At 65.8% G+C, this 26,099-nt stretch carries 20 protein-coding genes; 10 read left to right on the top strand and 10 right to left on the bottom strand.

All coding sequences use genetic code 11. The annotated features are described in order from the left end of the window. Window positions 1-215 precede the first annotated feature (215 nt). Both RVU70_RS05000 and RVU70_RS04995 read left to right on the top strand, forming a co-directional pair. The gene (locus RVU70_RS05000) at window positions 216-845 is read left to right on the top strand and encodes a transglutaminase-like cysteine peptidase (RefSeq protein WP_363349979.1); all 630 of its coding nucleotides are present in this window, start codon (window positions 216-218) and stop codon (window positions 843-845) included. Between the two features lie 178 nt (window positions 846-1,023). Beyond that, window positions 1,024-1,647, top strand: coding sequence for a transglutaminase-like cysteine peptidase (locus RVU70_RS04995; protein ID WP_363349977.1), 624 nt, complete (start codon window positions 1,024-1,026; stop codon window positions 1,645-1,647). A gap of 7 nt (window positions 1,648-1,654) precedes the next feature. On the opposite strand, the gene RVU70_RS04990 is transcribed toward RVU70_RS04995, so the two are convergent. Then, complete coding sequence (locus RVU70_RS04990; RefSeq protein WP_363349976.1) at window positions 1,655-2,188, bottom strand: gamma carbonic anhydrase family protein; 534 nt, start codon at window positions 2,186-2,188, stop codon at window positions 1,655-1,657. A gap of 291 nt (window positions 2,189-2,479) precedes the next feature. Here RVU70_RS04990 and RVU70_RS04985 point away from each other — a divergent pair, with 291 nt between their 5' ends. From RVU70_RS04985 to RVU70_RS04975, 3 genes are all read left to right on the top strand, one after another. Continuing rightward, complete coding sequence (locus RVU70_RS04985) at window positions 2,480-4,138, top strand: heparinase II/III family protein (protein WP_363349975.1); 1,659 nt, start codon at window positions 2,480-2,482, stop codon at window positions 4,136-4,138. A 63-nt stretch (window positions 4,139-4,201) separates the two neighbouring features. Continuing rightward, window positions 4,202-5,794 (top strand): bifunctional phosphoribosylaminoimidazolecarboxamide formyltransferase/IMP cyclohydrolase, encoded by a 1,593-nt coding sequence (purH, locus tag RVU70_RS04980; RefSeq protein ID WP_363349973.1) that lies wholly within the window; start codon window positions 4,202-4,204, stop codon window positions 5,792-5,794. A 59-nt stretch (window positions 5,795-5,853) separates the two neighbouring features. Further along, a complete protein-coding gene (locus RVU70_RS04975; protein WP_363349972.1) occupies window positions 5,854-6,165 on the top strand; it encodes a cellulose-binding protein in 312 nt (103 codons plus the stop codon). A 91-nt stretch (window positions 6,166-6,256) separates the two neighbouring features. On the opposite strand, the gene RVU70_RS04970 is transcribed toward RVU70_RS04975, so the two are convergent. From RVU70_RS04970 to ptsP, 3 genes are all read right to left on the bottom strand, one after another. Continuing rightward, complete coding sequence (locus RVU70_RS04970) at window positions 6,257-6,520, bottom strand: hypothetical protein (protein ID WP_363349970.1); 264 nt, start codon at window positions 6,518-6,520, stop codon at window positions 6,257-6,259. A 106-nt stretch (window positions 6,521-6,626) separates the two neighbouring features. Further along, the gene (gene prfA / locus RVU70_RS04965) at window positions 6,627-7,697 is read right to left on the bottom strand and encodes a peptide chain release factor 1 (protein WP_363349969.1); all 1,071 of its coding nucleotides are present in this window, start codon (window positions 7,695-7,697) and stop codon (window positions 6,627-6,629) included. A gap of 51 nt (window positions 7,698-7,748) precedes the next feature. Beyond that, window positions 7,749-10,013, bottom strand: a complete 2,265-nt coding sequence (gene ptsP, locus RVU70_RS04960) for a phosphoenolpyruvate--protein phosphotransferase (protein WP_363349968.1) — start codon at window positions 10,011-10,013, stop codon at window positions 7,749-7,751. A gap of 412 nt (window positions 10,014-10,425) precedes the next feature. Here ptsP and RVU70_RS04955 point away from each other — a divergent pair, with 412 nt between their 5' ends. From RVU70_RS04955 to RVU70_RS04945, 3 genes are all read left to right on the top strand, one after another. Then, window positions 10,426-13,299, top strand: coding sequence for an EAL domain-containing protein (locus tag RVU70_RS04955; RefSeq protein WP_363349967.1), 2,874 nt, complete (start codon window positions 10,426-10,428; stop codon window positions 13,297-13,299). Window positions 13,300-13,492: 193 nt separating this feature from the next. Next, window positions 13,493-15,568 carry an NAD-dependent DNA ligase LigA gene (gene ligA / locus RVU70_RS04950; protein WP_363349966.1) on the top strand — a complete coding sequence of 692 codons (2,076 nt, stop codon included), beginning with the start codon at window positions 13,493-13,495 and terminating at the stop codon, window positions 15,566-15,568. A 73-nt stretch (window positions 15,569-15,641) separates the two neighbouring features. Continuing rightward, window positions 15,642-15,803 carry a hypothetical protein gene (locus RVU70_RS04945; RefSeq protein WP_363349965.1) on the top strand — a complete coding sequence of 54 codons (162 nt, stop codon included), beginning with the start codon at window positions 15,642-15,644 and terminating at the stop codon, window positions 15,801-15,803. A gap of 796 nt (window positions 15,804-16,599) precedes the next feature. Here the strand turns inward: RVU70_RS04945 and RVU70_RS04940 are convergent. The 4 genes from RVU70_RS04940 to RVU70_RS04925 all read right to left on the bottom strand — a co-directional run bounded on the left by RVU70_RS04940 (window position 16,600) and on the right by RVU70_RS04925 (window position 21,031). Beyond that, entirely contained in the window at window positions 16,600-17,247 is a 648-nt protein-coding gene (locus tag RVU70_RS04940) for a sterol desaturase family protein (protein ID WP_363349964.1), read from the bottom strand. A 6-nt stretch (window positions 17,248-17,253) separates the two neighbouring features. After that, window positions 17,254-18,249, bottom strand: coding sequence for a fatty acid desaturase (locus tag RVU70_RS04935; RefSeq protein ID WP_363349963.1), 996 nt, complete (start codon window positions 18,247-18,249; stop codon window positions 17,254-17,256). Continuing rightward, window positions 18,246-19,397 carry a hypothetical protein gene (locus RVU70_RS04930; protein WP_363349962.1) on the bottom strand — a complete coding sequence of 384 codons (1,152 nt, stop codon included), beginning with the start codon at window positions 19,395-19,397 and terminating at the stop codon, window positions 18,246-18,248. The genes RVU70_RS04935 and RVU70_RS04930 overlap by 4 nt, the downstream gene beginning before the upstream one ends. Window positions 19,398-19,786: 389 nt before the next feature. Then, a complete protein-coding gene (locus RVU70_RS04925; RefSeq protein ID WP_363349961.1) occupies window positions 19,787-21,031 on the bottom strand; it encodes an aminotransferase class I/II-fold pyridoxal phosphate-dependent enzyme in 1,245 nt (414 codons plus the stop codon). 217 nt (window positions 21,032-21,248) lie between these two features. On the opposite strand from RVU70_RS04925, the gene ccmA reads away from it, so the two are divergent. Together ccmA and ccmB are read left to right on the top strand one after the other, a co-directional pair. Then, window positions 21,249-21,911: a heme ABC exporter ATP-binding protein CcmA gene (gene ccmA / locus RVU70_RS04920; RefSeq protein ID WP_363349960.1), complete on the top strand. Its 663-nt coding sequence runs from the start codon at window positions 21,249-21,251 to the stop codon at window positions 21,909-21,911. Further along, on the top strand, window positions 21,908-22,579 hold the full coding sequence (gene ccmB / locus RVU70_RS04915; protein WP_363349959.1) for a heme exporter protein CcmB: 672 nt from the start codon (window positions 21,908-21,910) through the stop codon (window positions 22,577-22,579). Before ccmA ends, ccmB begins: the two co-directional genes overlap by 4 nt. Window positions 22,580-22,590: 11 nt before the next feature. On the opposite strand, the gene RVU70_RS04910 is transcribed toward ccmB, so the two are convergent. Together RVU70_RS04910 and RVU70_RS04905 are read right to left on the bottom strand one after the other, a co-directional pair. Further along, window positions 22,591-23,382 (bottom strand): enoyl-CoA hydratase, encoded by a 792-nt coding sequence (locus RVU70_RS04910; RefSeq protein WP_363349958.1) that lies wholly within the window; start codon window positions 23,380-23,382, stop codon window positions 22,591-22,593. Between the two features lie 61 nt (window positions 23,383-23,443). Further along, window positions 23,444-25,846 (bottom strand): penicillin-binding protein 1A, encoded by a 2,403-nt coding sequence (locus RVU70_RS04905; protein WP_363349957.1) that lies wholly within the window; start codon window positions 25,844-25,846, stop codon window positions 23,444-23,446. Window positions 25,847-26,099 lie beyond the last annotated feature (253 nt).

The following is a 26,099-nucleotide window of genomic DNA, read 5'->3' as shown; positions in this document are numbered from 1 at the left end:
GCATCGCCTCCCGCCGTCCCGGAGGTTCTCGCTAAAGCTATTGAAAATCAGCTATTTGGAGGAAAACATCGAATTTTATGCTTTTTGGTCGCATAAAATTATACTTACCGTAAAGCCGCGCAGTTCTGAACGAAATCGTGTAAAATGCGGCCGAATTACTTTGATGGACAGCAAAACTGGAACCCTATTCTCGCCTCATCGAATGGAGGCGGGTCATGCGGGGCGTGGTCGTCAAAACGGTTGTGGCTCTTGGATTGAGCGGCGCGGCGCTGCTCGCTCAGGCGGCGACGAGCTTCGCCGGGACGGAGCTCTCGAGTTATGCGGCGCTCGGGCCGGAGACGAGCGTGCCGTTTGGCTGGGTAGATTTCTGCAACCGCTATCGCGGCGAATGCCCAGAGGAGACGACGGCCCCGCACGACATCGACTTCACCGCCGCAGCGTTGCGCAAGATCGCCCGCATCAACGACTGGGTGAACAAGACCATCGCGCCCGTCACCGACAAGGATCATTGGGCGGCCGTCGACGCCTGGGATTATCCCACCGACGGCAAGGGCGACTGCGAGGATTACGCCTTGCTCAAGCGGCGCATGCTGATCGAGGAGGGCTTTCCGCGCGAGGCGCTGCTCATGACGGTGGTGAAGGAAAAGAACGGCGACGGCCATTCGGTGCTGACGATCCGCACCAATCGAGGCGAATACGTCCTCGACAATTTGACCGACGAGGTCAGGCCCTGGACGCAGACGCCGTACCGCTTCGTGAAACGCCAGTCGCAGGAAAACCCGAATGTCTGGGTCGCCATTGGCGCGCCGACGACCGCCCCCGCCTATGTGGCGAACGAACGCTGAAAGGTTTTCGCGGCTTGGCGGACAATAATCATTTCTCGATAGAACAGGCCGGCGCGGCGCGTCGCGCCGGCCCCGCCGTAAACCATAAGTTAAGAACCCCTTAACGCAGGCCTTGGCAAAGCCGCCCCACTCGTTAAAAATTCCTTAACGACGGGTTGGCGGTTAGGGTTGCGTTAAAATGTGTGTCCTGCGTGAGGCTGCAAAGATTCTGGTTCTTGGCTTTTTCGCCTCGGGCGCCGCGTTTCCGGCCGCCGCCGGCAATCGTCTGCCCGTTTCTTCCCTCTCGCCGCTCGGACCCGAGACCAGCGTGCCCTTTGGCTGGGTGGATTTCTGCCAGCGCTACGGGGGCGAATGCGACGAGGCGCAGGGCGCGCCGGAGGCGATCGATCTGACGCCGGCAACGTTCCAGAAGATCGAGAAGATCAACGCCGGCGTGAACGCCAAGGTCGATCCCGTCGCCGACGCCGATCACGGGGGCGTTCCCGACGCTTGGGATTATCCCGGCGACAACAAAGGCGATTGCGAAGATTATGCGCTGCTGAAGCGTCGGATGCTGATGGAAGCGGGTTTTCCCCGCGCCGCGCTGCTGATGACGGTCGTCAAGGACGCGCGTGGCGACGGCCACGCGGTATTGCTCGTGCGCACCAGCCGCGGCGATTTCGTGCTCGACAATCTCGCCGACGAGGTGAAGCCCTGGATGCGCGCCGGCTACCGCTTCGTCAAGCGGCAGTCGCAGGAAAACCCCAATGTGTGGGTGTCGATCGGCGCCCCGACGAGCGCGCCGATGTATGTGGCGAAATAAGCTCCCGTCAGGAGACGATCTCGACCAGCCCCTTTACATAACGCCGCCCGTTCTCGACGTAATGCTTGGCTGACTCGAGATGGGCCGCCCGCGATTCCTCGCCCAATTCGCGCAGGATTTTCGCCGGCGAGCCGACGATAAGCGAATTATCGGGATATTCCTTGCCCCCCGTCACCAGCGCATTGGCGCCGACGAGGCAGTTCTTGCCGATCTTCGCGCCATTCAGGATGGTCGCGCCCATGCCAATCAGGCTGCCGTCGCCGATCGTGCAGCCGTGCAGGATGACATTGTGGCCGATCGTGCAGTCGGCGCCGATGTCGAGCGGGTAGCCCATATCGGTGTGCAGGATGCTGTTGTCCTGAATATTCGTTCGCGCGCCGATCGTGATCCATTCGTTGTCGCCGCGCAGCACGCAGTTGAACCAGACATTGGCGTCTTCCTGCAGCTCGACGCGGCCGATCAGATGCGCGCCCGGCGCGACGTAATAGCGCCCCGAACCGGGCAGGCGCGGCGCGACGCCGTCGAGCGTGTAAAGCGGCATTAAGATCCTCCTCCAAGGTGTCGGCCCGACATTGCCATTTCCGTCGGCGCGTTTTCAAGCGACGGGCTCTCTCCCCGAGTCCCTGGCGCAAGGCGCGAGCGGTTAGAACGCCGAGCGGCGCCTTGGCGTGGAGAAGCCGCAAATTCGCTAAGCCGCGAAGATCGTATATAAACAGACGTGCGCGCTTCGCATCTGTCACGGGGCCGAGAAACGCTCTAAGCAAGTCATCGCCTGCCGCGAAGGCGGCGGCGAATCGGAGGATCGGACCTGAACGGCGGTTTGCGCGATCGGATGCGGCTCGTGGGCGCTTTCGCGGCGAAGACATTCGCGCGGCGCGCGAGCGCGCCCTATCACATGGTCAAATCCATGGCGATTGCGCCGCCCGAGCGGCTGCGGATCGCCCCGCCCGACGTTCGGACGGCCGATCCGACCGTCGCGGACGAAATCTATGCGGGCTATTTCTCCTTTGCCGGCAAGACGGCGCAAAGCTACGGCGCGTCGCCCTTCGCGCTGACGCCGCCCTCGCCCGCCTGGCGGCGGGCCCTCACGGGCTTTTCCTGGTTGAGGCATTTGCGCTCGGCCGATAAGGCGCTCGCCCAGGCCAATGCGCGGGCGCTCGTCGCGGAATTTCTCGCGATCAAAAGATTCTCGCCCGAAGATCCGGCGCTGGAGCCCGCCGTGGCGGCGCGGCGGCTCATGTCGTTCTTCGCGCAATCGCCCGTCCTGCTGGACGGCGCCGAGCCAGAATTCTACGACGCCTTCATGCAGGCTCTGGCCCATGGCGCGCGCCTCCTGTGGCGTGCGCTCGCCACCGGCCGGGCGGAAGGCGCCGACCGCGCCTTTTGCGCCATCGCGCTGGCGGAGTTCGCCGTCTGCGCGGATACGGGCCGAAAGATCGCGCCGCAAGTGTCGCGCCTCCTGTCGGCCGAGCTCGAGCGTCAGGTCTTGCCCGACGGGGGGCATATCAGCCGCAACCCTCAGGTGGCGGTCGATCTCCTGCTCGATCTTCTGCCGCTGCGTCAGGTTCTCGCCGCGCGCGGGCTGCAGACGCCCGCCGCCATGATGCGCGCCATCGACCGCATGATGCCGGCGCTGCGCATGATGCAGCATGGCGACAACTCGCTGGCGCTGTTCAACGGCATGGGCGTGACCGAGCTCGATCGCGTCGCCAATGTGCTCGCCAGTGAAGATACGCGCGGCGCGCCGCCGCTGAAGGCCCCTTATTCGGGCTATCAGCGCCTCATTGCGCAGGATGCGGTCGTCATCGTCGATTCAGGGCCGCCGCCGCCGCCGGAGTTCTCTCGCGCCGCGCATGCGGGCTGCCTCTCTTTCGAATATTCGCTCGGCCCGGAGCGGGTCGTCGTCAATTGCGGCGCGCCGTCGCCCCCGCATGAGGATTTGCGCGACATGGCGCGCGCCACGGCCGCCCATTCGACGCTCGTCATCGACGACCGCTCCTCCGCCCGCGTCGCGCCGAAGGACGCGCGCGGCGGGCGCGGCGGTCGGATCGTCGCGGGCCCCCGGCATGTCGAGGCGGAGCGGCGCGACGCGTCGAGCGGGACGACGCTCATGCTGTCGCACGACGGCTACGCCCGCGATTTCGGCCTCGTCCACGCTCGCGAAATCGTGCTTTCCGCCGACGCCGCGACCCTTTCCGGCTGCGACCGTCTGCGCGCCGCCGAGGGCGGACGCCGGGAGGCGGGGGAAATTGAATTCGCCGTGCGCTTCCACCTGCATCCGCGTGCGCGCGCGACGCCGCTGGGGGAGGCGGTGGAAGTGGCGCTGGCGAGCGGCGAGACCCTGATTTTCGAGGCCGAGGGCGCCTTTCCGCAGCTCGACGAGAGCATATTTTTCGCCGCGTCCGGCGGCGCGCGCAAATGCCTCCAGATCGTGCTGCGCGGAAAGGCCGCGCCGGGGGCGGAGGTGAGCTGGTCGTTCCAGCGGGTCTGACCGGTTCCGCCGCCTGTGGATGTGTGGTAAGCGCGGCCCATTCCACAAGGAGGACTTCGCAACATGCCGGTCGATCAGCGTAAAGTCGCGCGAGCGCTTCTCTCCGTCTCCGACAAGACGGGGCTCGTCGAATTCGCGCGCGCGCTCGCCGGCCATGGCGTCGAACTCGTCTCGACGGGCGGCACGCGCAAGGCGCTGGCCGACGCGGGCCTCGCCGTCAAGGATATTTCCGACCTCACGCATTTTCCCGAGATGATGGACGGCCGGCTCAAGACGTTGCACCCCAAGGTGCATGGCGGCTTGCTGGCGATCCGCGAGAATCCCGAGCATGAAGCGGCGATGCTGGCGCATGACATCCGCCCGATCGACCTTCTCGTCGTCAATCTCTATCCCTTCGAGGCGACGCTCGCGAAGGGCGCGCCCTTCGATGAATGCGTGGAGAATATCGACATCGGCGGCCCGGCGATGATCCGCGCCGCGTCGAAGAACCACGACGACGTCGCCGTGGTGGTCGACCCTTCCGATTACGCTGCGGTCATCGACGAAATGGCGGCGACGGGCGGCGCGACGCTGAGCGCGACGCGCCGGCGGCTGGCGCAGAAGGCCTTCGCCCGCACCGCGGCCTATGACGCGGCGATCTCCAATTGGCTCGCGCAGGAGATCGGCGACGCCGCGCCGCCGGTGCGCGCCTTCGGCGGGCGACTGTCGGAGCCGATGCGTTACGGCGAAAATCCGCATCAGGCGGCGGGCTTTTATCTCACCGGCGAGGCGCGGCCCGGCGTCGCCACGGCGCGGCAGGCGCAGGGCAAGCAGCTCTCCTACAATAATGTCAACGACACGGACGCGGCTTTCGAATGCGTCGCGGAATTCGATCCCGCGCGCGCGGCCGCCGTCGTCATCGTCAAACACGCGAACCCCTGCGGCGTCGCGGAAGGCGCGTCGCTGGAGGAAGCCTATCGCAAGGCGCTGCGCTGCGATCCGGTCTCCGCCTTCGGAGGCGTCGTCGCGCTCAATCGCAAGCTCGACGCTCAGGCTGCGCGCGAGATCGTAAAGATCTTCACCGAGGTGATCATCGCGCCGGAAGCCGAAGACGAAGCGATCGAGATCGTCGGCGCGAAAAAGAATTTGCGCCTGTTGCTCACCGGCGGCCTGCCGGACCCGCGCGCCGCCGGCCTCGCCTATCGCAGCGTCGCGGGCGGCTTTCTCGCGCAATCGCGCGACAATGCGGTGGTCGACGACATGGCGCTGAAGGTCGTGACGAAGCGCGCGCCGTCCGAACAGGAGCTCGCCGATCTGAAATTCGCCTATCGCGTCGTCAAGCATGTGAAGTCCAACGCCATTGTTTACGCGAAGGACCTGGCGACGGTGGGCGTCGGCGCCGGGCAGATGTCGCGCGTCGACAGTTCGCGCATCGCCGCCCATAAAGCCGCAGAGGCGGCGCAGGCGGCGGGATCGAGCGAGAGTTTCGCGAGAGGGTCGGTCGTCGCTTCCGACGCCTTCTTCCCCTTCGCTGACGGCCTGCTCGCCGCGGCGGCGGCCGGCGCGACCGCCGTCATTCAGCCGGGCGGCTCGATCAACGACAAGGACGTCATCGCCGCGGCGGATGAACAGGGCCTCGCCATGGTCTTTACCGGCGTGCGGCACTTCCGGCACTAGCGCAGGCGTCCCTGTCTCGGATAAGGTGCGCTCAATATTTGTATTCTCGGGAGTTCAACATGCGCCGCGCCGTTTTTCTGTCCCTCTGCCTCGCTTTGTCGACGGGGCTCGCCGCCGGCGACGCCGCATGGGCGAAATCCCGCAAGGCCGGGGTGCGCGTTGCGCCTCAGGCGGCGGCCGATCCCAACGCCATCCCGCTGCCCAAGGATTTGACGAGCAACAAGAACTGGCTCGATGACGGCGCCGGCAATCCGGCGACGGGCAATCTCCAGCCCGACGCGCACAACAACGACAATTATTTTCTCGAACAGCGCAATGGCTATGATCCGACCTGGTACACCGAGGCGGGCCAGCTTTTCGACGGCAACTGAAGGGCGCCCCCGAGTCCGTCGTATCTCGCCGGACTCGCCCTTCCCAAAAAGCGAGCGACCTAACAGAGCCGCCCCTCTGACCACCGCGTAATTAATCGCAATAGCGCACGCGGCGGAAGCCGACGACGTCGCCGAAGTGATTGTAGATCGGGCGGCGCGTCGTGTAGCAATCGCGATAGACGACGTCGGGACCATAATAGCCGCCCGTCATGGCGCCGCTGGCGACCGCGCCCGCGGCAAAGGCGCCGAGTCCGATGGCGGCGGCCGCGCCGTCGCTCATCGCGGCGGCGGGAGTGGCGGCGGCGCTCGACAGGCCGGCGGCGACAAGGGCGGTAAAGGCGATCTTCTTCAACATGGCGCTCTCCTCTTTCAGGCGTTTCGCTCGGCGGTTTGCCTTGCGAATGAGGAGAAGCTAACGGGCTTCGTTCTCGGCGTTTGTGCGATGGGGCACAGGGCGAGGATTACGCGGCGCTCTGCGCCAAAAGCTTTTGCTGATGGTCGGTCAAGAGCCCGTCGATGATCTCGTCGAACTCGCCTTCCATCACGCGATCGAGCTTGTAGAGCGTGAGATTGATGCGGTGGTCGGTGACGCGTCCCTGAGGAAAATTGTAGGTGCGGATGCGTTCCGAGCGGTCGCCGGAGCCGACCTGGCTCTTGCGGTCGGCCGAGCGCTCCTGATCGAGCCGTTGACGCTCGGCGTCATAGAGGCGCGAGCGCAGAAGGCTCATCGCTTTCGCCTTGTTGCGATGCTGCGAGCGCTCCTCCTGCATCATGACGACGATGCCGCTCGGGATATGGGTGATGCGGATCGCCGACTCCGTCTTGTTGACGTGCTGGCCGCCGGCGCCGCCGGAGCGCATGGTCTCGATGTTCAAATCCTTGTCGTCGATCGTAATGTCGACCTCTTCCGCCTGCGGCAGAACGGCGACCGTCGCGGCGGACGTGTGGATGCGGCCTTGCGTCTCCGTCTCCGGCACGCGCTGCACGCGATGCACGCCTGATTCGAATTTGAGGCGGCCGTAGACGCCGCGCCCCTGAATCTCGGCGACGATTTCCTTGAAGCCGCCGAGCGCGCCGGGACTCTCGGAGACGAGCTCGACGCGCCAGCCTTTCAGCGCGGCGTATTTCTGATAGGCGCGGAAAAGATCGCCGGCGAAGAGCGCCGCTTCGTCACCGCCCGTGCCGGCGCGCACTTCGAGAATGACGCCCTTCTCGTCCGCTTCGTCTTTCGGCAGCAAGGCGAGCTGCAAGGCTTTCTCGGCCCTTTCGAGCCGCTCCCGCGCCTCGCCGATTTCGGCTTCGGCCAGCGCGCGCATATCGGGGTCGAGCGCGCTGTCGGCGAGCATGGCGTCGAGGTCGTTTGCCTCGCGCTCGGCGTCGCGATAGGCGCGGATCGCCTCCACGACCTCGTCGAGCGTCGCGCGCTCGCGCGAGAGCGCGACAAAGGCCTGCCCGTCGGCGCCGCGCGACAGTTTCTCGCCGATTTCCTCATAGCGGCGCATGATGAGATCGAGCTTGTCTTGTGCAAACATGTCTGGTCTTCGAGAACGGGAGAGGGGCGCGTCTTTTGGAGAAAGGCGCCGCTACAAGGGCACGCCGCGCGAGAGGGCGAAATCGCGCAGCTTTTCGCGCAGCGAGGGCGCGCCGTCGTCGGCGGCGAGCAATGTCGCGAGATAGACCTGCGCCTCGTCGAGATCGAGGCTGAGGATCATCGACTTCACCGGGCCGATGGCCGAGGGCGACATCGAGAGCGAGCGATAGCCGAGCGCGAGCAGAGCGAGCGCCTCGAGCGGGCGACCGCCCATCTCGCCGCACAGCGTCACGGGCGTTCCGGCTCGGCCGCCCGAGTCCGCAATGCGCTCCAGCGCGCGCAGCACCGGCGGCGAAAGATTGTCGTAGCGCTTGGAGACCCGCGTATTATCACGGTCGGCGGCGTACATGTACTGGACGAGATCGTTCGAGCCCACCGAGAGAAAATCGGCGCGTTCGGCGATGAGATCGAGTTCCCACAACAGAGAGGGCACTTCAACCATGGCGCCGAGCCGCAGCGTTTCCGGTTCGCCATAGCCATGGCGCCGCAGATGTTCGAGCTCGCGCAGGGCGATCGCCTTCGCCGCTTCGAACTCCGCGACATTGGCGATCATCGGGAACATGATGCGCAGTTCGCGGCCCGCGCCGGCCTTCAGCATGGCGCGCAGCTGCATGCGCAACAGGCCCGGGCGGTCGAGGCCGATGCGGATGGCGCGCCAGCCCAGCGCCGGGTTTTCCTCTTCGATCTTCGCCATATAGGGAAGGATCTTGTCGGAGCCGATGTCGAGGGTCCGGAATGTCACCGGGCGGTCGGGCACGGCGTCGAAGACGCCCTTGTAGAAGCGATACTGGTCGTCCATGCGCGGAAAGCGCGAGGCCAGCATGAATTGCAGCTCGGTGCGAAACAGGCCGATCGACTGTGCGCCGGTTTCATGCACATGCGGCACGTCGATGGCGAGGCCGGCGTTCATGTGCAGCGCGATCTCAACCCCGTCCTTCGTCACGGCGCGGACGTCGCGCAGCTTGGCGTATTGTTCCTGGCGCCGGGCGCGCAGCCGCGCCTTTTCGGCGTAGGCGCTCTGCACGTCGGGCTGCGGACGCACATGCACCTCGCCGGTGGACCCGTCGACGATGATCGGATCGCCCGTCTCGACGAGATCGATGATCCCCGGCACGAGGCCGACCGTCGCGACGCCGAGCGCGCGCGCGACGATGGCGACATGGCTCGACGGGCCGCCTTCTTCGAGCACCAGCCCCCGCAGCCGCGCGCGGTCGTAATCGAGGAGGGCGGCCGGCCCCATGGTGCGGGCGACGATGATGGCGTTTTCGGGAACGCTGTCGCGATCGGCGACATAGCTCTGGCCGGTCAGCTGATGCAGCAGCCGATTGGCGATGTCGTCGAGATCGTGCAATCGATCGCGCAGATAGGGGTCGGTCTGGCGCTGCATGCGCGCACGCGCGTCGCTTTGCACGCGCTCCACCGCCGCCTCCGCCGTCAGGCCCGACTTCACCGCCTCGCGCAGGCGACGCACCCAGCCGCGGTCATAGGCGACCATGCGCACGGTCTCGAGAACGTCGCGATGTTCCCCGGCGCCCATGCGGTCGCCATGCGCGACAAGTTCGTCGATCGCGGCGCGCATGGCGTCGACCGCCTGTTCGAGGCGGATCAGCTCGCGCGTGAGATCCTCGGCGACGAGCTGCTTCACGACGACGCGCGGCTCATGCAGCAGGACATGGCCGAGGCCGACGCCGTCGCACATGGGCGCGCCTTTGAGCGTCGCAGGCCGGTAAAGGGCGAGGTCGCGGGGGTCTTCGATCGCCTGCAGCTCGCCCGAGGCGATGAGCTCGGCGAGCAGCATCGCCGTCGTCTGCAGCGCCTCGACTTCCTCCTCGGAATAGACGCGGCGGACTTTGTTCTGCACGACGAGGACGCCGAGCGTCGAGCCGCCGCGCAGGATCGGCACGCCGAGGAAGGAGTGATAGGCTTCTTCGCCCGTCTCCGGCTTATAGGCGAAGGCCGGATGGTCCTGCGCCTCGGAGAGCGCCAGCGGCTCGGCGCTGCGGGCGATAAGGCCGACGAGGCCCTCGCCGGCGTGCATCGTCGTCTGGTGGACCGCTTCGCGGTTCAGGCCTTCGGTGGCGTAGAGTTCGAGCCGCTGGTCGGCGCGCAGGACATAGACGGAACAGACCTCGGCGACCATATTGGCGGCGATCTGCACGACGATCTTGTCGAGACGCGTCTGCGCGCTCACCGGCTCCGCGCTGATCTCGCGCAACCGGCGCAGCAGAAGGCGGGGACCGCCGAGAGCGCTACGCATCCTTAATCATTCCCACCCACAAGGCGACGCCCGCGGCCGGACCGTCGCGAAACTGCCGTTCGCCCTTTGTCGGGAAATCCGCGCGCGCCGCGCTGCCGACGCCCTGAAAGCGTATATTGGCGGCCTTCGCCCTCCGCAAGCGCAGCCGACCTCCCCTCGCAAAGACCATACCGCATTTTCCCCTGGTTTGAATCCAGCTTGCGGAACAGGCTGGGAAGCTCTAGTGCTTTAGGCGTCCGCCGCTTGTGGTCCCGCCGGGCGGGCGCCCCGAAGAACCAGGGCTTCGGGCTGACGGACAACCTTGGGCTGCATTTTCGCCCCGCATTTGTCGCGCCCTGGCCGCGATCCGTAGCTAAGAACGACCGCTCGACAAGAGAAGAGCCAGCCAGCAGGCCGCAGCCGAGAAGAGAATGTGCGTCTTCACAAGCTTCTGATCGCCCTATTCGCCCTTCTGGCCACGACGACCGCAGCCCTCTGCGTTGAATCGGTGCGCGTGCCGCAGGGCGCGCGGGCGATCGACCTCACCCATGTCGTCGAGAAGCATTCGTCCCAGACCGACCGCCTGCAGGTGTCCACCGCGCCCGGGTCGGACGGCATTGTGCGCCGCATCGAAGTCGGCGCCCGCGAGGCCGGCAGCCGGCCGAACTGGATCGTCTTCGCGCTCACCAATGACACCGACGAGCAGATCGAGCGCCTGCTCGTCGCCCCGCATTTCCGGCTCCAGGGCTCCGGCGTCATCTGGCCCGACCTCGGCTCGACCCGCATTTCCGCGATTACCGCGAGCCAGGGCTTCCCGCCCGAGGCGGAGGATTCAGCCGACGCCGACGTCTTCCGCCTGACGCTCGATCCGGGAACGACGGTCACCTATGTCGCCGAGCTGCGCACGCCCAACCTGCCGCAGCTCTATCTGTGGGAGCCCGAGGCCTATAAGGACAAGGTGACGAGCCTGACGCTCTACAAGGGCATCGTCATCGGCATCGCCGGCCTGCTCGCCCTCTTCCTCACCATCGTCTTCGTGGTGAAGGGGGCGGTGATCTTCCCGGCCGCCGCCGCGCTCGCCTGGGCGGTGCTCGCCTATGTCTGCATCGATTTCGGTTTTTGGGACAAGATCTTCGGCTCGGACGCCAACACCGACCGCATCTGGCGCGCCGGCGCCGAGACGGTGCTCTCCGCGACGCTCGTCGTCTTTCTGTTCGCCTATCTCAATCTCGCCCGCTGGCATGTGCGCGCCTGGCATGTCGCGGCCCTTTGGCTGCTGATCCTCCTCGATCTCGTCGGCCTTGCCCTGTTCGACGCGCCCGTCGCGGCGGGCGTCGCCCGCATCTCGCTCGCAACGATCGCCGTCGTCGGCTTCGTTCTGGTGCTTTATCTCGCCTCGCATGGGTTCGAGCGGGCGATCATGCTCATCCCGACCTGGTTCCTGCTCGTCGTCTGGGTGGCGACGGCGGGATTCGCCGTGGCGGGCTGGATGACGAACGACCTCGTCTCGCCGGCGCTGGTCGGCGGCCTGGTGCTCATCGTCATGCTGATCGGCTTCACCGTGATGCAAAACGCCTTCGCGACAGGCGGCCTGTCACATGGCGCGATCAGCGACGTCGAGCGCAAGGCGCTGGCCATGACCGGCGCCAATGAGATCGTTTTCGACTGGGACGTGCCGGCCGACCACATCTATGTGAGCCCGGAGGCCGAGGCGGCCCTTGGCCTCGACCGCGGCGGGCTCGAGGGCGCCGCCTCCTCCTGGCTCGATCTGCTGCACCCCTTCGAGCAGGACCGCTATCGCGCCTGTCTCGACGCCCTTCTGGAGCAGCGCCGCGGGCGCATCAATCAGGAGTTCCGCCTGCGCGCGGCCGACGGCCATTATCTCTGTTACCGATTGCGCGCGCGCCCCGTCGTCGGGCCGGACGGGGAAGTCATCCGCGTCGTGGGCACGCTCACCGACGTCACCGACGAACGCAACGCCCAGGAGCGCCTGCTCCACGACGCCGTCCACGACAATCTGACGGGCCTCCCCAACAAGGAGCTGTTCTTCGACCGGCTCGAGGCGGCGCTCGTCTTCGCGCGCATGGACAAGGACGTGCGCCCGACGGCGCTCGTCATCGACATCGACCGGTTCCGCCAGATCAATGAGCAGGTTGGCGTCGCCATGGGCGACAGCATTCTGTTGACCGTCGCGCACCGTCTCACCCGCCTTCTGCAGCCACAGGACACGCTGGCCCGGCTGAATGGCGACACTTTCGCGATCATCCTGGTTTCCGAGACGCATCCCGACCATGTGATCACGCTGGCGGATTCGGTGCGGCGCTCGCTCGCGACGCCGGTGCGCTTCGCCGACCGCGAGATCGCGCTTTTCGCTTCGATCGGCATCGCCCTCTACGACCAGCAGACGCATCCCGGCGCGAGCGACATGCTCGACGACGCCGAGATCGCCATGCGCTTCGCCAAGCGCACGGGGGGCAACCGGATCGAGGTGTTCCGCCCCTCCATGCGCGTGCAGCGCTCCGACCGGGTGACGCTCGAAGCCGATATGCGCCGGGCGCTGGAGCGCGGCGAAGTGAAAGTCTTCTTCCAGCCGATCGTACGGCTCGAAGACCGCACCATCGCCGGCTTCGAGTCGCTCTTGCGCTGGGATCACCCCAGGCTCGGCCGTCTCGAGCCGGCGCAATTCCTGCCCGTCGCAGAGCAGACGGGGCTCATCATCGATTTTGGCCTGCTGGCGCTGGAGCGAACGGCGCGGGAGCTCGCCGCCTGGCAGCGGGCGCTCGCCGTCGATCCGCCGATCTTCGCCTCTGTCAACGTTTCCTCGCGGCAATTGCTGCGTCACGACCTGCTGCGCGACGTGAAAAGCGTGCTGATGCGCCACAATGTCGTGAAGGGCAGCCTCAAGCTCGAGCTGTCCGAGGGGCTCGTGATGGAGAATCCCGAATATGCCGCGCAGATGCTGGCGCGCGTGAAAGAACTCGGCGCCGGGCTGGCGCTCGACGATTTCGGCACGGGGTATTCGTCGCTCGCCTATCTCCAGCGCTTCCCCTTCGACACGATCAAGATCGACCGCTCCTTCGTGAAACAGAGCGGCAAGGGCGCCCGTCCCGTCATCCTGCGCTCGCTCATCGCGCTGGCGCAGGACCTCGGCATGGACGTCGTGGCGGAGGGCGCCGAGACGGAGGCCGACGCCATCGAGCTCTATCAGCTCGGCTGCGGCTATGCGCAGGGCTACGCCTTCGGGCGCCCGATCAGCGCGCAGGAGGCGCGGCGGCTCGTCGGCGCCGCGCCGGAGGCGGCGGCGTAAGGGTCTCGCGAAAAGGCCCGTGGCGCGATAGGTTGCGTGTGAACGCAAAGCGAAGCACTCCGAAAAGTCCGTGAGGGGCGGGGGACCGTCCAATTCTCGGCTCGAGAGGATATCGCTTCGCCTCCTCTCAACGACGGCCGCGCCATCACGTCGAATGAAAAGAACGCCCCCCGCTTCCAAACCCGTCGAAGAAATGACCGCCCGCCAGGCGCGCGCCGAACATGCGCGGCTCGGGGAAGAGATCGCCGAACACGACCGGCGCTATTATCAGGAAGACGCGCCGGTCGTCTCAGACGCCGATTACGACGCGCTGCGCCAGCGTTACGAAGCGCTGGAGAAGGCGTTTCCCGAGCTCGTCTCGGCGGAGTCGCTGACCAAAAAGGTTGGCGCCAAGCCGTCGGAAAAATTCGCCAAGGTGAAACACGCCGCGCCGATGCTTTCGCTCGGCAATGTCTTTTCCGATGAAGAGGTCGAGGATTTCGTCGCGCGCGTGCGCCGCTTTCTGGGCCTGCCGCAAAGCGCGCCGCTCGCCTGCACGGGCGAGCCGAAAATCGATGGTCTGTCTTGCTCTCTGCGATATGAAAACGGCCGCCTCGTTCAGGCCGCAACGCGCGGCGACGGCTATGAGGGCGAGGACGTCACGGCGAATATTCGCACGCTCAAGGAAGCGCCCGAGAGGCTTCACGATGGCGCGCCGCGGATTCTGGAGGTGCGCGGCGAGGTCTATATGACGCACGCCGATTTCGCCGCGCTCAACGAACGCCAGAAGGCGGCGGGCAAGCAGATTTTCGCCAATCCCCGCAACGCCGCGGCGGGCTCCCTGCGCCAGCTCGACGCGCGAATCACCGCGGAGCGGCCGCTGCATTTTTTCGCCTATGGCTGGGGCGAGGTCAGCGCGTTGCCGGCGACAACGCAATGGGGCGTGCTGGAGGCGTTCAAAGCCTTCGGCCTCAAGGTCAATCCGCGCACGCGGCTCTGCCGGAGCGTCGACGAAATGCTGGCTCAATATCACGCAATCGAGGCGGATCGCGCGCGGCTCGGCTACGACATCGACGGCGTCGTCTACAAAGTCGACGACATTGCGCTCCAGGCGCGGCTCGGCTTCGTCTCGCGGGCGCCCCGCTGGGCGGTGGCGCATAAATTCCCGGCCGAGCGCGCGACGACCATTCTGCGCGACATCGAAATTCAGGTCGGGCGCACCGGCGCGTTGACCCCTGTCGCACGGTTGGAGCCGGTGACGGTCGGCGGCGTCGTCGTGCAGAACGCAACGCTCCACAATGAGGACGAGATCGCCCGCAAGGACATTCGCATCGGCGACACCGTCGTCGTGCAGCGCGCCGGCGACGTCATTCCGCAAATCGTTGAGGTCGTGACCGAGAGGCGGCCGCCGCAGGCCAAGCCCTATGAATTTCCGCATGTCTGCCCGCGCTGCGGCTCGGCGGCGTTGCGCGAGATCGACGAAAAGACCGGCGAGGCCGACGTCGTGCGCCGCTGCACCGGCTCGCTCGTCTGTCCCGCGCAGGCGGTGGAGCGATTGAAGCATTTCGCCTCGCGCAACGCCTTCGACATCGAAGGGCTCGGCGACAAGCAGATCGAGTATTTCTATCACGAGGGGCTTATCCACACGCCCTCTGATATTTTCACGCTGGAGGAGCGTGACCGCAAAAGCCTGACCAGGATCAAAAACCGCGAGGGATTCGGCGAAACCTCGGTCAAGAATCTCTTCGCCGCCATCGAGGCGCGGCGGCGCATTCCGGTCAATCGCTTCATTTATGCGCTGGGCGTCCGCCATATCGGCGAGACCAATGCGCGCCGACTCGCCCGCCATTTCGGCGATTTCGAGTCGTTGCGGGAGACGGCGCGGGAGGCGGCGCCCGGCTCCGAGGCGCGGGCGCGGATTGACTGCATCGACGGAATCGGGCCGGCCGTCGCCGAGGCGCTGCACGACTTCTTCGCCGAGCCGCATAATGAGAAAGAGCTCGACGCGCTGCTCGCGCAGGTGCGGCTCGAGCCCATGCCGGAAATTGCATCGTCGTCGCCGGTCGCCGGCAAGACGGTGGTGTTCACAGGCTCCCTCGAGCGTCTGACCCGTGACGAGGCGAAGGCGCAGGCCGAGCGCTTCGGCGCCAAGGTCGCAGCGTCGGTGTCGAAGAAAACCGATCTCGTCGTCGCGGGTCCTGGCGCGGGCTCCAAGCTTGCCAAAGCGGAGGAGCTGGGGATCGAGGTGATCTCGGAAGACGAGTGGTTCCGGCGGACGGGGCAGGGGTGACGCTCTGGACCCTACTCGGCGCGCTTCGCAGGGAAGGAAGGATACGGCTCGCCTCTAGCTTGGCGCCCCCGTCTTGTGTCAGCGTGCGGTCGTGCGGTTCATCGTTGTGGACGGTCAGACCGACCATGTTTGCGGCGACTTTGCAGACGTGGAGTTAGGCACGGCGTCGAACGGGGACAGGCTGGAGAAGCTCTGCAAGGCGGCCGCGCGCATCGCCTTCACGGATGAGTGGTAATGAAGGGGGTCACGTGGTGATGGCTTCGATGATGAGGGACGGCATGGTGCCATGGATGATGTGCGTGAGGGCGCGAGTGCCGCACACCATTCTGCTTGCCCGGAGGGACAACCCTCACGTGCCCTTGTGGCAAGGCATGACGGGCTGAAGGGGCGAGAACTGTTGGGTTTATGACTTGGTGCTGCACCATCGGATTTACATACTGCGCTCGCGCGGTTCCCAGCGACATTAATCCGCAACCTAAACAGATAATCGCTCTCAGCATCGCAGCCCCAGTTCCTTACAGGGTTTCTCCTCGCATGTTAGGTATCACACCGGCGTGGGCGGAAGCTAGGCTCAGGACTCATTGATTGAGATAGAAGGCGACGGCGGCTGCGATGCAGATGGCGCCCGCCGCCAAAATTAATAGGTCCTGACCCTACACTAGCAGTCCTCATCCTGAGGAGCCGCCAAAGGCGGCGTCTCGAAGGACGAGGGCTGCGCGCCGGCCGGCGAACTGCGGGGCCGCTTGCCGAGAGCATGCCGCCGGTCCATCCGGCCCCTCGTCCTTCGAGACGCCCGCTACGCGGGCTCCTCATCCTTCGAGACGCCCGCTACGCGGGCTCCTCATCCTTCGAGACGCCCGCTACGCGGGCTCCTCATCCTTCGAGACGCCCGCTACGCGGGCTCCTCAGGATGAGGGTCCTTGGAGTGCGATGTTGATAGCGCAGCTTCGACAAGCAGTCCGAGGCGCGGCAAAAGGCGATCCCTTTAGGCGAAAGGAGGCCCCGCGAAGCGGGGTCGGTGGGGGAGATGCTCACACCGCCTTCGCGCCCGGCGTGTCGTCCTTCTTGTAGGCCGTGCCGAACACGTAATCCCACCAGATCGCGTGCACGCCGAAGCCTTTCTCCGCGTCGCGGAAATGATGCAGCATGTGCAGCCGCTTCACCAATTTTCCGAAGTCGGAGGTCGGCTGGCTGTGATGCGTCCAGTAATGCACGCAATCATAAGCGACATAGCCGGCCATGAAGCCCGCGAGCACCGGCCAGGCGAAGGTCGCGCCGAACAAGAGGCGGGTGATCGCAAGTGCGATGAGCATGATCGGCCCCGACAGGAGCGGGGGCATCACGAGCCGCAGCGGGTCGTTCGGATAGATGTGATGTACGCCGTGGATCAGGAACTGGAACCGCGGCCCGAGCCCGAACGGCAGCGGAAACACCGTGTGAAACAGATAGCGGTGGCCGAAATATTCGGTCAGCGTCCAGGCGACGTAGCCGATGACGAGTCCGAGCAGCAGCAGTCCGATCCCCATCGACGACAGCGAATAAAAGACGAGCCCCAGAATGATCGGCGTGTAGACGATGACCGGCGTGAGGTGATGCACGCGCGAGAGCTTGTCGAGCAGGTCGTTTTCGAAGAGGCGGGGCGAGGCGTCGAGCGCTTCGGTTCTGATGTCCTGGGCCATGTTAACTTACTCCGCCGCCGCGGCGACCGTGGCGTCCCGCTCCGCCGCCTGCGCGACATTTTCGGAGCGCGTGCCGAGCGAATAGGTCGGGTCGAAGATGAAGGTGACGAGCAGCGCCACCCAGGAGCGGTGGCACCGCAACGTGTCATAGAACTCCGGCGCCATCGCCTTCAACTCGGGCAACCGCGTCCATGGAATTTCGTGAAAATCATGGTGCTCGTTGTGATAGCCGATATTGAGCGCCAGTTTGTTCAGCGGCCCATAATAGTCGAAGGTTCCCTGGTCGGGGCCGAAGGCGAAATGCTCCTGAAGCCAGCGCGCGCTCAAGGGATGCAGCCCGCCGACCGAAAACCAGAAGGACAGGAACAGATAGAGCAGCGCGTTGGGGCCGAAGGCCCAGAGAATAAAAAGATCGAAGGCGATGATGACCGCGATGTTGATATAGGTCCATTTGCCCATGATCGGCACGGTTCCCTTCAATCGCGACAGGCGCGCGAGCTGGATCGCGGGGAAGCCGAACAGCCACGCCGCCTTGCGCCAGGCGCTGTCGCCGACCCATTCCACTTCCCAATGGCTCGGGATGTCGGCGTCGTAGTCATAGGCCGAGAGATGCGAATGGTGCTTGATGTGGTAGCAACGAAAGCCCATCGCGGTCGGGAAGGCGTTGGGCAGATCGGCAAGGATCGCCGTCCATTTATTGGCGAGAGGGCTTTCGAACACGCAATTGTGGATCGCGTCGTGGATGATGACGAAATTGGCGTGATTGGCGAAGGCGCCGACGCAAATAGCCAGGATCAGCGACAGCCACCAATAGGAGAGACCGAGCCAGCCGAGCCAGGCGGCGATGAGAAACTGGCCGAGAAAGATGCCGGCGGTGATTTTGAAGGTGACCGGGTCACGCCCGAAAAGCGCGCGCACCTGCGGATATTTCTCGAGGATCTGCCGGCGGCGCTCGACATGCGAGCGGTCGGCGCCCTGGGCGGTGACCGAAATGCCGTTCATGGCGATGCTCCGAATTGCTTCTCATAAATGCGGTGAACCTTGTCGACCTTCCCGCCGAACATCTCGATTGGCCGGCGCATCGCCATATTGTCCTCGAGCACCCAGCCCGCCTCCAGATGCTTGATCGAGGCGGAGGCCCCGCGCCGGCGCATTTCCTCGATCATCCCGAGCAGTATGGCGCCGCCGGTGGCGCTGTTCTGCAAGGCCTTGCGCGTGCCGAGGAGAACGATGCGCGCGGCGTTGAACTTGTGATTGCGCATGCGCGAAATCAGTTTGGGCAGGCCGAAGGGCAACAGCCTGCCGTCGAAGTCGGCGACGATCTCGAAGAGATTTGGCAGCGCGATGACGAAGGACTGCGGCTTGCCGTCGAGCTCGGCGACGATGCCGAATTCGGGCGGCATGACGAGGTTGAGCGCGTCGGCCGTCGAGTCGAATTCGGCCTTGGTGAAGGGCACGAAGCCCCAGTTGCCGCTCCAGCCGTCGTTGAACAGTTCCTCCATCAGCGCGGTCTCGCCGGTCTTGAGCTTGCTCTTGTCGAGCGGGCGCAGCGTCAGCCGATCGCGCCATTCCTTGCGGCTGGTGATGCGCGGCTTTTCGTTGAGCAGGGTCTCTTCGATGGCGAAGCGATAGGAGAGGAGGTCCTTGGCCTTGCCATAGCCCAGCGCCTCCAGATGGCGCGAGAGATAGGGCGGATGCCAGGGCATGAAGATCATGGGCGTCGCTTCGAAGCCCTCGACCAGCAGGCCGCATTCGCCGTTGATCGTCGGCGAGAACGGGCCGTTGATCCGGGTCGCGCCCTTCGCCTTGAGCCAGGCCTCGGCGGCTTCGGTCAGCGCCCGCACGACCTCGGGGTCATCGATCGCGTCGAGCGCGCCGAATTGCGCGGGGCTCGCGCCGACGGGCGTGATCCCGGTCTTATAGACATGCGCCGAGATGCGGCCGACCCATTCGCCGTCGCGGCGGGCGAGGAATTTCTGATCCTCGACGAGCTTGTAATGCGGGTTGAGGAAATGCGCGAACAGCGTCCAGCGCTCGACGTCGAGCGGCGGGGCAAAGCCCGGCGCGCCCTTATAGAGAAGGCGCGGCAGCCTGCAAAAGGCTAGAAATTGCGAAAGCCCGGAAACTGGAACGATCTCGATTCGCGCCATGTCCCAAAGTCCTACTCTGCAAAGGGTCAGCGACAAAGCGTCAAGATGACGCGGCGGCGGGTAGCGTTTCGGTTTGAATTTTGAGACGAAGAACTTCAGGGACCCAGCAATGAGGGCGAGGCTTTTTGGGGCGTTTGTCCTCTTATCTGCGAGGCGGCCTCGTCCTTCGAAACGCCCGCTGCGCGGGCTCCTCAGGATGAGGCCTAAGTCTTTGTAAAAAAGTCTTTCATTGCAGGAGCCCCTCATGCTGAGGAGCGAGCGAAGCTTGCGTCTCGAAGCACGAGGGGCGTTATGCGCCGCTCGCCCACTTACAGCGGGGATGTAAATCTCATCACGACTCAACCGGGGCAAAATCAAACTGAGACACTGCCCGGCGGCGCGCGCCGGGATCAAGCCGCGGCGCCCGACATGGCGGCGGCGACGATGCGCTGCGCCTCTTCCGAGACGGGCGGGATCTCGCGCAGCGCCTGGATCACGCCGCGAATTTCGGCCTCTGTATGGTTGGCCGAGAAGAAGAAGCGCAGCCGCGGCCCGTCCTTGGGCACGCCGATGCGCACGACCGGCGGCACGTAATATCCCTTCTCCAGAAGGTGACGCGCGGCCCACATGGTTTCGAGATCGCTGTCGAAGAGAATCGGCACCACGCCGCGCCCGATGGCGGGCCCGGTGGAGAAGCCGTTTTCATGCGCGACCTGACGGAACAGCTCAGCGTTTTGGGCGAGCTTGTCGATGCGCCAGGTCTCTTCCTGCATGAGTGCGAGGGCGGTGCGCGCCGCGGTGAGGACGACCGGCGAAAAGCCGACGCTGTAGACGAAGCCCGGCAGGGTGAAGCGGAACCATTCGATCACCTCCTTCTTGGCGCAGACATAGCCGCCGCAGGAGGCGAGGCTCTTCGACAAGGTGCCGACGAGAAGATCGATTCGCTGCGGATCGACGCCCTGATGCTCGGCGAGGCCGCGGCCCGTCTCGCCGAGGACGCCGAGCGAATGCGCTTCGTCGACCATGAGCCAGATCTTGTATTTGTCCTTGATCGCATAGAGGCGCGGCAGGTCGGCGGTGTCGCCGTCCATGCTGTAGACGCCCTCGACCACGACGAGGACATTGCGATACTCCTCGCGATGCCGCGCCAGCAGATGCTCGAGATGATCCATGTCGTTGTGTCGGAACTTCACGACATGCGCCGGCGCGCCCTCGGCGCCGTAGACGATGCTGTTATGCGCGAGCTCGTCGATGAAGATGGCGTCGCGCTTGCCGTTCATCAGATAGGCGATGGTCGTGACATTGGCGAGGTAGCCGGAGACGAGCGCCAGCGCGCTCTCCATGCCGATGAATTTGGCGATCTCCGCCTCGAACTGCTTGTGCGTGGTGCGCTCGCCGCCGACGAGCCGCGACGCGAGCGCGCCAATGCCGAGATGGTCGACCTCCTGCTTCGCCGCCTCGCGGATGCGCGGATGGTTGGCGAGGCCGAGATAGTCGTAATTCGCGAAACTGACGAAATGAATCCCCTGGGCCTCGAAGTCCGCTTTCAGCTTGTCGATCTGGGCGAAGAACGGATTGTTGAATTCGAGGAGAGCGTTGCCGGCAAGGCGGAATCGCCGCGACGCGTAATCCGAGAGGCTTCTGTGTCTCGTCACTGAATTCGCAGTCCCTAATGGCCTGGCGCGCCGCGCGCACATGTTTCGCGAAGAATCAAAAGCGCCGCTGAAGGCGCCCTGGAGTGATCGCGTCCCTTATCACTCCGGGCCCCCGCGCGCCAGTGCGCCTGTGTTCCGGGGAGCCTGGCGTCGGGGAAACGGACGCCATGGCGGCGCCTATGGCGCTTTGGCGCGGCTTTCTCTATTGGCTTTCGCCATGGAGACAAGCCCGCATCGCCCCCACGCCGACCGCCAGACCGTCCCGCGGCTCAAGGTCGAGAATCTGGCCGTCGCCCGGGGGGGCCGGCCCGTGCTCTCGGGCGTGAATTTCTTGCTCTCGGGGGGCGAGGCGCTTGTCGTGACGGGCCGCAATGGCGTCGGCAAATCCACGCTTTTGCGGGCGATCGCCGGCCTGCTCCCGCATTCGGGCGGAACGGTCGCGCTCGAAGGGGCCGGGGAAGACCAGGAGCTCGCCCAGGCGACGCATTACCTCGCCCATGCCGATGGCATGAAGGCGGCGCTCACGGTGCGGGAGAACCTTGATTTCTGGGGGAATTATCTGGGGCGGGCGGAAGATCGCCGCAGCCGTCCGGTCGCCGAGGCGCTCGCCGCGGTCGGGCTCTCGCATGCGCTCGACGCGCCTTTCGGGGCGCTGTCCGCCGGGCAGAAGCGGCGCGCGGCGCTGGCGCGGCTGCTCGTCGCCTTCCGGCCGCTGTGGCTTCTCGACGAGCCGCTGACGGCGCTCGACCGCGGCTCGCGGGAAAAATTCGCAGCGGCCATGCGCGCGCATTGCGCGCTTGGCGGCCTGATCGTCGCGGCGACCCATGAGCCGCTCGGGCTCGAGGAGGCCGGCGAACTGGCGCTCGGGGCCCCACAGTGACGGCCCCGCTTTCCGCCCTTTTCCTGCGCGAATGGCGCATCGCGCGGCGCGTCGGCGGCTCGGGAGCGATGGGCGTCGTGTTTTTCCTCACGCTCGTCGTCATCGTGCCCTTCGCGGTGGGCCCGGACCCGAACCTGCTGTCGCGCATCGGCCCGGCGATCCTGTGGATCGCGGCGCTGCTCGCGAGCCTTCTGGCCTTCGACCGGCTGTTCCAGGCCGACGCCGAGGACGGCTCGCTCGACTTGCTGCATCTTTCCGACACGCCGCTCGAAGTCGCGGTGCTCATCAAATGCGCGGCCCATTGGGCGGCGACGGGCCTGCCGCTCATCATCGCCGCGCCCTTCCTCGGCCTCATGCTCCAGCAGGAGCCCATGGCGCTCGCCGGCGTCGTGGCGACGCTCTTCGTCGGCACGCCGGCGCTGACCCTCGTCGGCGCGATCGGCGCGGCGGCGACGGTCACGGTGCGCCGGGGCGGCCTGCTCATGGCGCTGCTGGTGCTGCCGCTGACAATCCCCGTGCTGATTTTCGGCGTCTCCGCGTCGGAGGCGGCGACGGGCGGCGCGGTTCCCTTCCTGTCGCCCTTTGCGATCCTCTGCGCGATCAGCCTCGCGGCGCTGGCGCTCTGTCCCTTCGCGGCCGCGGCGGCGCTGCGGAATTTGGGGGAATAGCCTCTCGTCGGCTAATCCCAAACCGGCGCGCGCTTTTCCAGAAACGCCGCAATCCCCTCGACGGCGTCGCCCGCCAGCATGTTGTCGACCATGACCGCGCTCGCGAGGTCATAGGCCTCGGCAAGCGGCTTCTCCCGCTGGGCGTAGAAGGCGCGCTTGCCATAACGAATGGCCGCCGGCGACTTCGCGGCGATGACGTCCGCCAGCGTCCGCGCCCCGGTGCGCGCGCCGTCGGGCGAGACGCGGTTCACGAGCCCGATGCGCAGCGCCTCCTCTGCGCCGATAGGGACGCCGGTGAGCAGCATCGCCATCGCCTGTTTCGGCGCGACGGCGCGGGAGAGGGCGACGGCGGGCGTCGCGCAGAACAGGCCGATGTCGACGCCCGGCGTGCAGAAGCGGGCGCGGGGGCCGGCGACGGCGAGATCGCAGCTCGCGACGAGCTGGCAGCCCGCGGCGGTCGCCATCTCGTCGACAGCCGCGATCACGGGCTGCGGCAGCGCGACGATCTGCTGCATCAAGGCGGAGCAGGCGCGCATTGTCTCGGCGAAGAAGGCGCGGCCGCGGTCGGGGTCGTTGCGCCGCGCCGTCAGCTCCTTCAGATCGTGCCCGGCGCAGAAGGCGGGCCCTTCGGCCGCAAGCAGCACGACGCGAACGTCAGGGTGCGACGAGATTTCATCCAGGCGTTTCGAGAGCGCGGCAAGCATCGCATGCGACAAAGCGTTGCGCGACCCAGGACTGTTTAGCGTGAGCGTCGCGACGCGGTCTCGTATCTCGATCAGGACGGGCTCGGTCGGCGGGATCATCGTTGGGCTCTTGAGACTGAAACGGCGGAGGAGGCCTTTTGGTCTCCTCCGCCGTCAAAGATCAATACAACCCGCCCGTTCCGGTGCCGACGCGCTGGTCGACGTCCTGCGTGTTGACCTGGCGCGGGCCGTCGCCGCCGCCGGAGTAGGAGTCGGGCGGAGCCGTTCCCGGCTTGAAGGGCCAGAGCTCGCCGCCGCTCGCGGTGCGCAGGCCCGAGCCCGGATTGACCGAGATCAACTTGATGCCCGGCGGCACGCGGAACGGCGTATCGGGCTTGTCCTTCAAGGCGACCGTCATGAAGTCGCGGAAGATCGGCGCGGCGAAGAGCGCGGCCTGGGCGTGGCTGCCCATGGAGCGCGGCCGGTCGTAGCCGATATAGACGCCAACGCAGAGATCCGGCGAAAAGCCGACGAACCAGAGGTCCTTCGCCTCGTTGGTCGTGCCGGTCTTGCCCGCGAGATGCTTGCCGACCGCCTTGATCGAGACGCCCGTGCCGCGCTGGATGACGTGCTCCATGATCGTCGTGATCTGATAGGCCGTGAGCGGGTCGAGCACCTGCTCGCGCTTGTCGATCAGCTTGGGTTCGTTCTGATTGTCCCATTTGTCCGCGTCGCAGCCCAGGCACTGGCGCTCGTCGTGGCGGTAGATGGTCTTACCCCAGCGGTCCTGCACGCGGTCGACTAGCGTGGGCTTGATGCGCTTGCCGCCATTGGCGAGCATCGAATAGCCGGTGACCATCTTGAGCAGCGTGGTCTCGCCCGCGCCGAGCGACAGCGAGAGATAGGGCCCCATCTCGTCATAGACGCCGAAACGCTTGGCGTATTCCGCGATGAGCGGCATGCCGACGTCCTTCGCCAGACGCACGGTCATCATGTTCTTGGAATGCGCGACGCCGTAGTCGAGCGGATGCGCGCCGGTTCCGTGGCCGCCTTCGAAGTTTTCCGGCGTCCAGTAGCTGCCGTCGGCCTGCTGGATCGAGATCGGCTCGTCGAGGATCGAGGACGAGGGCGTATAGCCATTGTCGAGCGCCGTGGCGTAGACGAAGGGCTTGAAGGAGGACCCCGGCTGGCGCAACGCCTGGGTGGCGCGATTGAACTCCGACTGGTCGAAGGAGAAGCCGCCGACCATGGAGAAGACGCGGCCCGTATAGGGGTCCATCGCCACCATCGCGCCGGAGATTTCGGGGATCTGACGCAGGCGGTAGCGGCCGGGACTGCCGACGAGCGGCTCCACATAGATGACGTCGCCGACGGCGAGCGCGCTCTTGGGGCTGCGCCCCGTCCAGCGCATGCCTTCGGCGGTGAGCATGCCCGTCTCGCGCTCGCGCGCGACCTCGCCCGAGGCCTCGCGGCCGGGCTGGAGGCCGATGCGGGCGCCCGCGTCATTCAGGTCGAGCACGACGGCGAGCCGCCAGGGCTTGATGTCGCCGAGCGAGGGAATGTTGGCGAGCGGCGCGCCCCAGTCGGACGAAACGTCGATATGGTTGATTGGACCGCGAAAGCCATGCGCCTCGTCGAAGCGCACCAGGCCGTCGGCCAGCGCCTTGCGGGTCCAGGCCTGCATCTTCGGGTCGAGCGTGGTGCGCACCGACAGGCCGCCCTCGTAGAGGCCCTTTTCCTTGTAACGGTCGAGCAGCTCGCGGCGCACTTCCTCGGCGAAATAACCGGCGACATAGGTGTTCGGCGACAGCGCCCGCGGGTTGACGCCGAGCGGCTCCGCCTTGGCCTTGGCCGCTTCCTCATGGGTCACGACGCCGTCCGCCTCCATGCGGTCGATGACGTAATTGCGGCGCTCGATCGCGCGGTCGCGACGCTGGAAGGGATGATAATTGTTCGGCCCCTTCGGCAGAGCGGCGAGATAGGCGGCTTCGGCCAGCGTCAGCTCGTTGACCGACTTGTTGAAGTAATTGAGCGCGGCGGCGGCGACGCCGTAATTCCCCAAGCCGAGATAAATCTCATTGAGATAGAGCTCGAGAATGCGCTCCTTCGAATAGGCCGCTTCGATGCGGAAGGAGATGATCGCCTCGCGGATCTTGCGCTCGATCGAGCGCTCGTTGCCGACGAGGAAGTTCTTGGCGACCTGCTGGGTGATCGTCGAGGCGCCCTGCACATGGCGGCCGCCTTCGAGCAGCACGCCCACGGCGCGCAGCACGCCTTCGGGATCGACGCCGGTGTGGGTGTAGAAATTCTTGTCTTCCGCCGAAATGAAGGCCTGCTTCACGAGCGGCGGGATCGCCGAACTCGGCAAAAACAGGCGGCGTTCGCGTGAATATTCGGCGAGGATCGAGCCGTCGCTCGCGTGCAGCCGCGTCGTCACCGGCGGCTCGTAGTTCTGCAATTGCGCGGTGTCGGGCAGATCCTTCGAATAATAATAGATCAACCCGGCGCCGGCGACGGCGACGATCAGGAAGACGATCGTGCCCGTCGCGAAGACAAAGCCTAGAAATCTTGCGAGAAGTCGCATGAAAATCTTCCTCTTTGGCGGCCGGCCGACCGCTCCGTTCGGCGCCTGCCTGTATATGGCGCCCGCCTGTCCCTTTTTCAGGGAGCTTGAGCCGGGCGCGCCACGAGGCGCATCCGCGCCGCTCTGGGCGCTTGTTTCTGACTGGCTCGCTTAATCCAACACGGCGAACGCCGTCCATCCCTGCCGCGCAGCCCTGCCTTAGCATTGCCCGCGTCCGTCGATCCAGTGGCTTCGGTCCCTCGCCGCAAGCCAG

It is taken from the genome of Methylocystis echinoides, from assembly GCF_040687965.1.
Taxonomy (GTDB): Bacteria; Pseudomonadota; Alphaproteobacteria; order Rhizobiales; family Beijerinckiaceae; genus Methylocystis; species Methylocystis echinoides_A.
This window is presented reverse-complemented; position numbering and strand designations above follow the sequence as displayed.